The sequence below is a fragment of the Shewanella atlantica genome (assembly GCF_003966265.1).
Classification (GTDB): domain Bacteria; phylum Pseudomonadota; class Gammaproteobacteria; order Enterobacterales; family Shewanellaceae; genus Shewanella; species Shewanella atlantica.
Genome location: NZ_RXNV01000013.1, coordinates 48,542 through 61,252, shown reverse-complemented (window position 1 = coordinate 61,252; position 12,711 = coordinate 48,542). Strand labels below are relative to the sequence as shown.

Genomic DNA, 12,711 nt, shown 5'->3' with positions numbered 1-12,711 from the left:
TAAATTACGGGTATCATCGAGCCCTCAGTGAAGAGAGATAAGCTAACTGTCCACTCAATAGTAGTGACCTACATGAGAACTCAAACAGAAGTGCTACCACGACTAAGCCATATATAAGAGACACCACTGCTCAGTCGGGGTCAACTGATTGCAGATTATACTCAGCCAAAATACTTTGGATAACACCGGTTTGTTGTAGCTTAATAAAACCACGGTTAAAGCGACCTACCAGATCCTTATCCGCATGCTTGCGACCAAAGCCGATATAATAATACAGCTCTTCATTCGGGCCGGCATAACGAATATTCTGCAAATCATATTGGGCTATAACCGTGTTACCTACATCCCTGTTGGAATAGATCATCTCAATATTGCGACCTTCATTATCTAACATCTTAAACACCAGCTTATTGTCATGGATCCCTTGAATAGTTATAGGGTCGAGGTTTAACTCGATCATCTGCTGGCGGATCTTTTTAAGATGATCTGAGGTATTAGATGATTCAAGCACACCTACTTTAGCCCCGGCCAAGTCTGAAAGTGACTGATAGTCTAGTGGGTTAGTTCTGTTAACGAAGAATCCATACTGGGTTTTTAAAAGCGGTGGAGAAAACGTCAGCCACTGGTCACGTTTATTATTCCAGCCAATGACGAACATTGCCTGTGCCTGCCCCCTTTTGACTTTAAATTGCGATCGTTTCCAGGGTAATAGTTCGATGGGACAGCTTATCTCTATCTCGCTACATGTTTGACGAACAATATCGATAGCCGCTCCCGATAGCGTCCCACCACTTTCATGACTAAAAGGGGGAAAATCATGGGTAACAAACTTAAGTTCTGCGCCCTCTGCCGTGCCCTGCGCAGCCATAAGCAGATTAGCCATTAGAAATAGGAAAATATGAAATTTTTTCATCATAATCCTTAAAACCATCTACTTTGACAATCCTTTCAGAGGAGGCTTTGGTAATTATTCAATGCACATATCCAAGCATCGTTCATTGTGACTGTGACAGGCGATGAGAACCAGTTAACCCCATCTTTCATCTAGCATAGCTGGGTATATGAAAATTTGCCCTGACCGGAATGCCCACAGAAAAAGGACTCACCGATCAATGAGCCTCATAATTGTCTATATAAATGCTTGATTAGCGATATCGAAGTGCAGATTAAAGAATGGAAGTTTGAAATATGGCACTGCGGGCAAGCCCGCAGTCAGAAGTAATGCTTAGCTATAAATGATTAACTATATTAGAAATATTCGTTACAAAAAGAGTCTAAGCCGGAGCGAGGTAGCATTGCTGCATATACTTGTTGATGGCATTGAGTACATCGGTGCGATTTATGGTGCCAATCACCTTACCCTCTTCTACGACCGGGTATACTTTCGGTTTAGGCCCCAACATCTGTTCCGCTAGCCTTAAAACGCTGTCATCGGGTGATACCCAGAGCACATCGCTGCGCATGCAGTCCTCTACATTAGCCACTAAATCACAGTGGTAGCTGCTTTTTAGCATCACAGACATGCAATCCTGTTGAGACAGGAAACCAACGAGTTGACCCGAAGCATCTACAACAGGTGCCCCCAGCTTTTTCTTCTCTAATAAGGCGTCGACCGCTGCAGCCAACGACATTTCGGGTGTAAGCAGCACGGGTTGACGGTCCATATATTCGGTAACTTTAATTGAATCCATTTTCTTCCCCTGTGGTTTGTCTTAACTTCAGTTTACATAATAAATTAACAAGCTGTATAGAAAACATTCAACAAAGCTAATCTAAATAATTAATTTTGTTGGGTTAGTGTAATAAATAACAAGTGAACCAAATAGTTAACATTTCAAAACTGCTTATAATATGCATGTTTTATTCAGTCTAAAAAACCAGGTTTTCCCCTTTAAATCACTAGATTTACTGATTTTTATTTATGTGAGCATCAACAGGTAAATTTTCAGGCTGAGACATTTTGACCCACATTAATGCTGAAAGATGATCTAGCTCATATTGATGAAATCTAATGCACGACTTTCGTCTCAAGCACGATAAAGCTTGATGTGAGTCAATATTCTCGATTTTTTTAGGCATAGACTTGTTTCTGAAAAGTGAGCAAAAACAATTCAACTCCATAACAACAACAAAGGTTTAACATGGACACACATGCAGCCCTATATCGACAGGGACAGGCGCGTTTGGATATGCTGCGCCAACTCAAATCCCGAGACGGACAGTCATTAACTAGCAAAATGAAAGAAAACGGCATCACCCGCCGTGATTTTATGAAGTGGAGTGCATCTGTAACAGCGATGCTTGCTCTACCCCTTCCATTCAGTACGCTTGTCGCGGAAGCCGCGGAACTTGCCGATAGAGTGCCGTTAATCTGGTTACATATGGCCGAGTGTACAGGTTGTTCTGAGTCTTTAATAAGAACCGATACACCTAATCTTGATTCTCTTATCTTCGATCATGTTTCATTGGAATACCATGAAACCTTGATGGCCGCAGCAGGCTGGCAAGCTGAAGAGAACCTTGAACACGCAATGGAGGCCTACCACGGCAACTACCTTCTTGCAGTAGAAGGTGCGGTACCTACGGCAAACAACGGTGCTTACCTGACTGTTGGTTGTAAAGGTCACACAGGCCTCGAAATCATCAAGCATGCTGCCGATGGCGCTGCGGCGATTATTTCGGTAGGTACCTGTGCAGCTTTCGGTGGTATTCAAGCCGCTTCGCCTAACCCAACCGGTGCAAAAGGCGTACATGAAGTTGTAGACAAGACAGTGATTAACTTAGGTGGTTGTCCTCCAAGTGAGAAGAACATTGTCGGAACACTGATGTATTTCATCATGTTTGGCAAACTTCCAGCGCTCGATATGTTCAATCGCCCTAAATGGGCTTACGGTGCTCGTGTTCACGATAACTGTGAACGTCGTGGTCGTTTCGATGCCGGTGAGTTCGTCGAAGAGTTTGGCGATCAAGGTGCTAAAGAGGGCTACTGCCTCTACAAGGTCGGTTGTAAGGGTCCTTATACCTACAACAACTGCCCTACCGAAAGATTTAACCATCATACCAGTTGGCCAGTGCTTGCAGGACATGGTTGTATGGGCTGCTCAGAGCCAAATTTCTGGGATGATATGGCTGACTTTGAAAAGCCACTTGGCAGACAACTCCTCCATGGAATTGATGCAACTGCGGACACCGTAGGTGCCGTCATTCTTGGAGCAACTGCAGTGGGTATTGGCGCCCATGCCGTTACCAGCATTTTCGCCAAGCCACTGGAGGAGTAATCAATGAGTAAGCGTGTAGTTATCGATCCCATTACCCGTATTGAGGGTCACTTGCGCGTCGAAGTCGAAGTCGACGAAAACAATGTAATTAACAAAGCTTGGTCATCATCTACCCTATGGCGCGGCATCGAAGTCATCCTCAAGGGTCGTACCCCTATGGATGTCGGACTGATCGTACAGAGAATTTGTGGTGTTTGTACTTATTCTCATTACCGTGCCGGTATTGAAGCAGTTGAAGATGCATTAGGAACTCAGATCCCGCTTAATGCTAAATACCTGCGTTCATTAATGCAGACTTCTCTGTACATGCATGACCATATCGTTCATTTCTATCACCTGCATGGCTTGGACTGGGTAGATGTCGTATCTGCACTAAGTGCCGATCCAGCAGCTGCGGCGCAAGAAGCGCTTAAGTATACCGATAAGCCTATTGCTGCCGGTGAAGGTGAACTACGTGCCGTACAAGAGCGAGTAAAAGGTTTCGTTGAAACCGGTAAACTTGGCCCATTCGCTAACGCTTATTGGGGTAACGGCACTTACAAGTTTACACCTGAGCAAAACCTAATCGCCCTATCTCACTACCTTAAGGCACTTGAAGTTCAACGTGTCGCAGCTGAGATGTTAGCCATCTTCGGTGGTAAGTCCCCTCATCCACAATCTTTGGTTGTAGGTGGTGTGACTTCGGTTCGTGATATGTTGAGCCCTGCGCGCTTGCAGGAATGGAAGCAGAAACACGCAATCGTGACTGACTTCATTCACCGTGCCTATAAAGCCGATATCGTTATGGCTGCGGCAGCATTTGGTGGCGAGCCAAGTGTACTTGGTGGCGTAAACGTGAAGAACTTCATGGCAACCAACGACTTCGTATTGGCCGATGGTCAGTACATGTTCGATCAGGGTGTGATCATGAATGGCGATCTTGCCGGTGTGACCGACATCAACCCGGATCTCATCAAGGAAGACGTGACCCACGCCTGGTACAAAGCCGACGGTGCACAGCATCCGTATGACGGAACGACGGTTCCTGACTACACAGGTTTTGTTGAGCGTGACACAGTCTACGGTAAGCTACCTACGCTCGATGGCGACGGTAAGTACTCTTGGGTTAAGTCTCCACGCTACGACGATGAGCCAATGGAAGTGGGTCCACTTGCAAGCTTGCTCGTGAGTTACGCCAAAGGCAACAAGGTTGTTGTTGATTCAGTCAACGGCCTGCTTGAAGCCACTGGTTTACCTGTAGAAGCCCTATTCACTACCTTAGGCCGTACTGCGGCGCGTATGTTACAGACAGTAATTGTCGCTGAAGAAGGTCTTAAGACGTTCGATGCGATGCTGGTAAACATGCAGTCTGATGAGTCTACCTACGTTAAACCTGAAATGGATTCCAGTCAGGAGTACGTTGGACACTCGATGATCGAAGCCCCACGAGGCATGCTAAGTCACTGGATACGTATTAAAGGTGGTCTGGTAGAGAACTATCAAGCCGTAGTACCGACAACCTGGAACGCAGGCCCAGTCGATGCTAACGGAAAGATGGGTCCTTATGAAGCTTCTTTGATTGGTCTTAAGTTGGAAGATCCAACTAAGCCATTGGAAGTCATACGAATCATTCACTCATTTGACCCTTGTATGGCTTGTTCTGTACATGTTATGGACTTTAAGGGACAAGAGTTGGGTGAATTCCGTATCGATCCCAACGGCCAATAATCACTAAGGGAGGGATAGCAAAATGAATCATTCTGCGACCCATACTAGAGACTTGATCTTCAGCCCTGCGATCCGGATTTTTCACTGGCTCCGTGCGCTGTCGATACTCGTTCTGGTTATCACAGGATTTTATATATCTTGGCCATTTTTAGTGGCACCTGAAACTAACGATATTCAGGTTCAAAGTTATATCCGCTTTGCTCACTTAGTGTTTGGCTTTGCGTTAACGGCCATCACCCTGGTGCGCTTTTACCTCTTCTTCTTCGGCAAGAGCGACATTGAACGTCGATCTTTCCGGGATGCATCGAGTGTAAGTAGCTGGGTTAAAAACTTGAAATCATACTTATGGATGGGGCACCTGAATAAAGCGGGTGTTTATGGACCATTACAGTTCACAACCTATGTATTGATCTCATTTGTGGCTCTGATTATCTGTATCACTGGCCTGGTACTGTATGCCAACGTCTACCACCTTGGAATGGGTGGCATGATGTGGGATGCAGCAGGTTGGATCACCGCACAGATGGGTGGACTGGCACAAGTAAGAATTTGGCACCATTACCTGACTTGGGTATTTGTCATCTTCGTTCTTGTCCATGTATACATGGCCGTATGGTCGGGTATCAGGTTCAAGCATAACTCTGTAGATTCTATTGTCTCTGGTTATGATTACCACAAGAAACACAAGTAGATATTGTCGTCACTAAGCAATGTCAGGGTACGCCGATTCTGTCGGCGTACTTTTATTATTTTTAGACCATTATTATCTGATCACTATAAATTCATGGATAGAAAGTGGTGTTGAAAGCAGGTATAAACCTTACTTATCGATGATGATAGTCACTAACAACAAGGCAAGGTTTTAATGAAGGTATTGCTGCTAGGTATTGGCAATGTCCTGTACGCAGATGAAGGTATCGGTGTACATTTCGTCAATTATATCGCTGAAAATTATAAGTTCAGCCATGAGAGTGACCAGCTGGATATTACAGATGGTGGCACCCTCGCCCAAGGTTTAATCCCTATTATCTGTCAATATGACTACTTAATTGTGGTCGATACGGTCAATGCCCATGATGTCGAACCCGGGCAAGTCTATTTCTTCGATTTCGATAAAGCCCCGGCAGAGATCGACTGGCAAGGCAGTGCTCATGAAGTAGAGATGCTGCAAACATTGAACATGATGGATATGGTAGGCGATCGTCCTAAAACCTTTATCCTCGGGGTCACTCCAACTGTACTCGAACCTATGACCTTAGGTTTAACCCCTATGGTTGAGGCTGCAGTTCCACTCATGGAGAAAACACTTTTAGCACATCTTAATCAGCTTAATTTCGGCTGTGAACGCATCAACGAAACAGATATCAATACCTTAATCCCCGAGTCATACAAACGCGGTGTTAATTATAATGAAGAATATTAGGTTTGAATTTACCTGCTCGAGACAGGTTCCCCTTTATGCACACCTGTGTAATCAATATCTTAATCATGACCAGCTGAATATCACTGTAGGTTACCAAGAGCAGGTCTATTTTATCGAGGCCCAGGGTGAGTTAAAGGAACTTGAATCCCTCGCCGATGCGATTGCACAAGATTTCCTTATTTCAGTCTGGCTGACAGATTCACGCATATCTCTTATAGATTCTCGTATGGGTAGCCATCAACTATTACCCGATGCCAAGGTAGAGCAGGAATTTTGTCAGCAGTGTCTGCCGCTTTTCGGGGATAACCAATCCCCTCTCTTTGGCGATATCTCCCTGAAGTGTGACTGCTGCCATGGCCGAAGCCGTCTTCATAAAGAGCACTTAGGCCTCTCCTATACCGACATCGTTTCAATTGCTGATGCCTTACTAAGAGATGGTGAAGCTAAACTTCCAAACAAAGACACCATAACATTGAGTCTTTCTCCGTTAAGTAATACAGGCCGGGATAAGCTACTTATCTGTAACCCCAATACACTTAACGCTCAGTTCCACCTGAAAGATCACCAAATTTTAGCTCTCTCGAGTATCGAAAAGCCGTTAATCACCGCCCGTCCTGTTAACGAACACCCAAAACTGGATGCGCCTCTTTATGATATCTGCTTTGCCTATAATCGCGCCGTGGTCGTTCTGTGTGAAATATTAAGGCAGAAAGGGATCGATTGGGTCTATTTTCATGCCGACAATCTCAGCAAGCCTATGGTTTGGATCCAGTCGGCATGGAGTAAAATATCCACTGAAACAGATAATAACGACCCCATAGTCGTTTTAGAAAACACCCCTGAACCATTGCACGATGAGGCGAGCTTCAAGGGCGTAGTGGCTAAGTGGAAAAAGGGACTGATTAGCTGTACTCATTCGGACGCCGATGTAACTGATGTCGAAAGAAGCGACGCCGGGATCTGTGCCCTCCACGCGGGAAATCTTGAGAGTGGCCAGTTTAAAAATAACGCTGTTATTTACTTCAGTCAGGAGCAGGCTGGCCAGATAGTGACTCAAGACAAAGATAAGAAAGCAGAGTTATTCTTCTCTCTGCCAACGCTTCCGAGCACTGGATACGACATCTACCACCATCTGGAGCAGAGTCCTCAACGTGGAGTGGTTGAAAAGTTCAAGCAGAAATACCCGGATGATTATCTCAGGCTACTGGATCTAAATTTAGCCGCGCCAACGGATAACCTGCAGAGCCTTTGGGCTATAGCGGCGATCATTCTCGGGCTTCCAACGAAGGCCTTGACTAAAGATGCGCTATCCGATGCCTTAATCAGTTGCGCCATGGCTCACAGAGGCTCAAATTCACCACGCGTCGATTACCCGCTGACAAAAGGTGAAGCACACAGAAGTTTAAACTGGTGCAAAACATTAGGCTCTCTGATAAGTTTCCGGTTAGCCGACGATAGAGACTCACATAAATTGGCATTCGGTATGCAAGATTCGCTGGCTGACTTTTTAGCTAATTGGATTGAGCATCTGGATCTCAATATTGGGATCAATTCCGTCGTTCTGGCAGGTAGTGAGTTTGCCAACGAAGTGTTGACCCAAAGGTTATCATTGAGACTGGGGAAAAACTTCCCGCTGAAAGTCAACCACAGGCTGGATCTCGATGGAAATAACCTCGCTGTCGGCGGACTTTACCTTAAGAAGCGAAGATAATAAATAATGATTGAAACCAGAGACAATCACTCTCTCTCTTCCTTGCAGCCGGAGTCGGCTGCAAGGGCTGAAATCACAGTCACAGGTATCGTTCAGGGGGTCGGTTTCCGGCCCTTCGTCTATCGTTACGCTAAGAGTGAGCGGCTCAGTGGCTTCGTCCTTAATAATGGTCAGGGGGTAACCATTGAAGTTCAGGGGTTACAGAGTAATATCGACAGTTTTATTGCCCGTTTTGAAAACTCGCCTCCCCCGCTCGCACGCATCGACACACTCAGCTCAAAGCCGATTGCCATTGTCGATGACAGTCAGGATTTCATCATAGTGGCAAGTGATGGCAATTCGAATGCCGTAGTCGCAGTGTCTCCGGATAAGAGCTGCTGCGGTGACTGCTTAAATGAAATTAATGATCCAGATAACCGTCACTACCGTTATCCGTTTACTAACTGCACCAATTGCGGGCCTAGATATACATTGATTAAGGCCTTGCCTTACGATCGTAAACACACCTCAATGGCAAACTTCGCCATGTGTTCAAGCTGTGAAAAATCTTATCTCGACCCAATGGACAGGCGTTATCATGCTCAGCCCGTCAGCTGTCCGCAGTGCGGACCGCAGCTGTCTCTGCTCTCGAGCGATGGAGAAGTCGTCGCCCACGCTGATATCGCACTAACCGAAACGGTCGAGCGCTTATTACAGGGCGAAATTGTCGCCATTAAAGGGCTGGGAGGGTTCCATTTAGTTTGTGATGCAACCAACCATAGCGCCGTCGAGCTGTTGAGGCAGCGAAAAAGACGTCCGGGAAAACCATTAGCCGTCATGGTGAACAACCTCGAGATGGCAAAGTCCATAGTGACAGGGTCTCAATTTGAGTGGGAGCAGCTCACTTCGATTGAAAGACCTATCACTATCATGACAAAGCGTCACTCAAGTGCATCGGGTTTGAGCCCCGCAATCGCCCCGGGCATAGACAAGCTGGGTGTGTTTTTACCCTATACACCTCTGCACTCTCTGCTTCTTAATGAGCTCAATATTCCCATCGTGGCCACCAGCGCTAACCGTAGCGGTGAGCCGATCATTTGTGAAGCGAAAGAGATCATTAATCAATTGGGGGATGTTGTCGATTCGATACTCGACCATAACCGTCCCATCATCAACGCCTGTGATGACAGTGTCATTCAATGTGTCGGTGATGAGGTTCAGGTGTTGCGCCTTGCCCGTGGTTTCGCGCCACTAAGTATCCATAACCCCGCTGGCAGCGTATCGCATCAGCTTGCCGTCGGTGCACAGCAAAAAAATAGTATCGCCTTTGGGTTCGCCGACAAGATGGTGCTAAGCCCTCATATCGGTGATCTGTTTAGTTTAGAAGCCGAAAGCTACTTTGAGCATACATTGGCGACCTTTAAGCGCCTGTATCAGTTCAGTCCAAAAGTTGTCATCAGTGATAAACACCCGGAGTATGCCCCTTCCAAATGGGCACAACAATTTACAGAACAAAACGAGGGGGTTAAACAATTAAAAATTCAGCATCATCATGCCCATATATTGAGTGTGATGGCTGTCAATCAGGTTAAAGAAAAAGTATTAGGCTTTAGTTTCGATGGCACCGGACTCGGTGACGACCAATCTCTGTGGGGCGGTGAAGCGCTCATCGCGGATGTGAATGGCTTCGAGCGGGTCTGCCATATTAAACCCTTTATGCTGATTGGTGGAGAGCAGGCAATTAAGGATCCTAAACGACTACTACTTGCGATTCTGTTCCAGCAGTATTCCTTAGAGGAAATTGGCGCCCTTTCACTGCCCATTCTGAATAAAACTGAGCCAAGACTCATCGAGAACCTGCATAAGTTGTGGCAGGCCAAGAGTAACTGTATTGAAACCTCTTCAATCGGTCGGATTTTCGATGCGGTTGCCGTGTTACTGGGATTGATAGAGAAAACACAATTTGAAGGCCAGGCCGGTATGTTACTCGAAGCGGCGGCCAATCGATTCGACAAATTCGACGATCACATAGCAACTGAAGAGTTTGGTTACTCACTACCTGTTATCGATGGCATGTGGCAGCTCGATACCCTGTTTAAGCAGTTAGTATCCAGTGTCAGCCAAGAGACATTAACAGAGCAGAGAGTCGGTTATATTGCACGTGGTTTTATGAATAGCCTGGGCGATGCCGTCACCGAACTAGCAAAACAACATAGCTCCCTGCCTGTAGTGTTATGCGGCGGTGTCTTTCAAAACCGTTATCTCTCTGAGCTATGTATATCCAAGCTTACCGAACAGGGAAGTCAACGCTTGATGCCCCATCATGTTCCGATTAACGATGGCGGTATTGCACTGGGCCAGCTCTGGTATGGCTTGCATCACAAATAACGACCAAAACGACAAGAATCAATAACTGACCTGATGGGAATCAAAGAAATTTTCACATTTTCAGACATTATTTAACATCAGGACTAAAAATGGAGTACAACAATGTGTAAAGATTGCGGCTGTTCACTGACTCGTCCCTCCCATGGCGAGCATTCCCATGACCATGAACATCACTCTCACGGCGATCTACATAGTAATCCCCAACTGAATGATAAGAAAACATTAGCGGTTATTCATAAAATACTCGATAAAAATGATATTGAAGCCGCCCATAACCGCGAACATTTTGAAGCTAATGGCGTCACAGCCTTTAACTTAATGAGTAGCCCGGGTAGCGGTAAGACAACCCTGCTTGAAAACCTCCATGAATACACAGACCTTAAATATGCCGTTATCGAAGGCGATCTGGAGACATCCCGGGATGCTGACAGATTAAAAGCTAAGGGGATCGATGCTTATCAGATCCAAACCGGCTCGGCTTGTCACCTGGATGCCTTTATGGTCCATGGTGCCCTGCATCATGTTGAACTGAAAGATCTCGATATCTGCTTCGTTGAAAACGTCGGTAACCTCGTCTGCCCGGCATCCTATGATGTGGGAACTCACCTCAATGTCGTTCTGGTATCAGTTCCTGAAGGCGATGATAAAGTTGAGAAGTATCCGGTTATGTTCCGCCGGGCCGATCTTGTCTTAATCACTAAATGCGATCTGCTTCCCCATTTTGATTTCAGTGTCGATGAGGCCCGCGCACAAGTTAAGAAACTCAATCCTGAAGTAGAGGTCCTTGAGGTCTCGATTAAGGATGGCGACTCGATGGCTCAGGTTGCTCATTGGCTCAAAACTCACCGTAAAGGAGCGTAACCATGTGTTTATCTATTCCTTCTCAGGTCGTTGAGCTTCACGAAGAGGAGCAAAGCGTCACAGTCGAGACCATGGGCGTGAAGAGAAAAGTTAGCGCGCACCTGATGCCCGAGCCTCTCGAAATTGGTGATTATGTCTTAATCCACATCGGATTCGTCATGAATAAAATCGATAAGGCCGATGCGTTAGAGAGCATCAAGCTTTATAACGAAATAGTCGAAAAAATGGCTGCGGCGGAGTAATTGAATGTTAGCATTAAAATCACTTTACCAAGGATTTAGAGACCCTAAAACCATTGCTAAACTGGCAGATATGATCGCCATAGAAGCGGCCAAATGTTCAGGACCGATTAACATCATGGAAGTGTGTGGCGGACATACTCATACCATCATGAAATATGGTTTGAATCAGCTCTTGCCGGACAACATCAAGTTCATCCATGGACCGGGATGCCCGGTTTGTATTATGCCTAAAGAGCGTATCGACCATGCAGCAACGCTTGCCAGTCAACCTAACACCATTCTGGTTACATTAGGCGACATGATCCGCGTGCCTGGCTCAAAAGGCAGTCTTGCAGAGTTCAGGGCTAAAGGCTGCGATATTCGTCCAATTTACGACCCGCTCGATACTCTGACTATCGCCACCGGTAACCCGGATAAAACCGTCATCTTCTTCGCTATAGGCTTTGAAACCTCGACACCTATGACGGCGGTTCTTCTCGAACAGGCGGAAAAGAGAAATATCGATAACCTGCTTTTCCACATCAACCATGTGTTAGTGCCACCGGCAATGGATGCGGTAATGGCGGATCCTAAGGCGACAGTCAACGCATTTATCGGCCCAGCTCACGTCAGCGTGATCAGTGGCGCTAAGGTCTACCGCCCTGCCGTTGAAAATTACAATATGCCCGTCGTTGTATCGGGGTTTGAACCTGTCGATGTTATGGAATCCATCTTAAGGATCACTAAACAGAAGGCTCAAGGCGTTGCCGAGCTCGATGTGCAATATAGCCGAGCGGTGAGCGAAGAGGGAAACCTTGCCGCTCAGGAGAAGAACGAACATTTCTTCGAAATAAGAGAAGATTTCCGCTGGCGCGGCCTGGGGCCAATTCCAAAGTCAGCGCTGAAACTCAGTCCTCAATATGCACACAGGGATGCTGAACTCATATACGCAGACAGGTTACCGGTAAAAGAGATCGACGACCATAAGGCCTGTCAGTGCGGTGATATTCTGCGCGGACTCGCTAATCCTAAAGATTGTAAAGTATTCGGACGCGGTTGCAGCCCTGAGTCACCACTGGGTAGCTGTATGGTCAGCTCAGAAGGTGCCTGTAACGCTTACTACCGCTACAACGGAGTTTAACT

At 46.3% G+C, this 12,711-nt stretch carries 11 protein-coding genes; 9 read left to right on the top strand and 2 right to left on the bottom strand.

Going from position 1 to position 12,711, the window contains the following annotated elements; all coding sequences use genetic code 11:
• Nucleotides 1-130 precede the first annotated feature (130 nt).
• On the bottom strand, nt 131-913 hold the full coding sequence (locus EKG39_RS19130) for a substrate-binding periplasmic protein (RefSeq protein WP_185817655.1): 783 nt from the start codon (nt 911-913) through the stop codon (nt 131-133).
• Between the two features lie 361 nt (nt 914-1,274).
• A complete protein-coding gene (locus tag EKG39_RS19125; RefSeq protein WP_126507611.1) occupies nt 1,275-1,691 on the bottom strand; it encodes a CBS domain-containing protein in 417 nt (138 codons plus the stop codon).
• Nucleotides 1,692-2,141: 450 nt separating this feature from the next.
• Between EKG39_RS19125 and hyaA the strand changes: the two genes are divergently transcribed.
• From hyaA to hypD, 9 genes are all read left to right on the top strand, one after another.
• Nucleotides 2,142-3,278: a nickel-dependent hydrogenase small subunit gene (gene hyaA, locus EKG39_RS19120; RefSeq protein ID WP_126507610.1), complete on the top strand. Its 1,137-nt coding sequence runs from the start codon at nt 2,142-2,144 to the stop codon at nt 3,276-3,278.
• Between the two features lie 3 nt (nt 3,279-3,281).
• Entirely contained in the window at nt 3,282-4,985 is a 1,704-nt protein-coding gene (gene hyaB / locus EKG39_RS19115; RefSeq protein WP_126507609.1) for a nickel-dependent hydrogenase large subunit, read from the top strand.
• Between the two features lie 22 nt (nt 4,986-5,007).
• The gene (cybH, locus tag EKG39_RS19110) at nt 5,008-5,676 is read left to right on the top strand and encodes a Ni/Fe-hydrogenase, b-type cytochrome subunit (protein ID WP_126507608.1); all 669 of its coding nucleotides are present in this window, start codon (nt 5,008-5,010) and stop codon (nt 5,674-5,676) included.
• Between the two features lie 174 nt (nt 5,677-5,850).
• On the top strand, nt 5,851-6,408 hold the full coding sequence (locus tag EKG39_RS19105) for a HyaD/HybD family hydrogenase maturation endopeptidase (protein WP_126507607.1): 558 nt from the start codon (nt 5,851-5,853) through the stop codon (nt 6,406-6,408).
• Nucleotides 6,395-8,119, top strand: a complete 1,725-nt coding sequence (locus tag EKG39_RS19100) for a Kae1-like domain-containing protein (protein WP_126507606.1) — start codon at nt 6,395-6,397, stop codon at nt 8,117-8,119. The genes EKG39_RS19105 and EKG39_RS19100 overlap by 14 nt, the downstream gene beginning before the upstream one ends.
• Before the next feature lie 6 nt (nt 8,120-8,125).
• Entirely contained in the window at nt 8,126-10,486 is a 2,361-nt protein-coding gene (hypF, locus tag EKG39_RS19095) for a carbamoyltransferase HypF (RefSeq protein ID WP_126507604.1), read from the top strand.
• A 102-nt stretch (nt 10,487-10,588) separates the two neighbouring features.
• Complete coding sequence (gene hypB, locus EKG39_RS19090) at nt 10,589-11,347, top strand: hydrogenase nickel incorporation protein HypB (RefSeq protein ID WP_126507602.1); 759 nt, start codon at nt 10,589-10,591, stop codon at nt 11,345-11,347.
• 2 nt (nt 11,348-11,349) lie between these two features.
• A complete protein-coding gene (locus tag EKG39_RS19085) occupies nt 11,350-11,589 on the top strand; it encodes a HypC/HybG/HupF family hydrogenase formation chaperone (RefSeq protein WP_126507601.1) in 240 nt (79 codons plus the stop codon).
• Nucleotides 11,590-11,593: 4 nt separating this feature from the next.
• Nucleotides 11,594-12,709 (top strand): hydrogenase formation protein HypD, encoded by a 1,116-nt coding sequence (gene hypD / locus EKG39_RS19080; RefSeq protein ID WP_126507599.1) that lies wholly within the window; start codon nt 11,594-11,596, stop codon nt 12,707-12,709.
• Nucleotides 12,710-12,711: the final 2 nt, after the last annotated feature.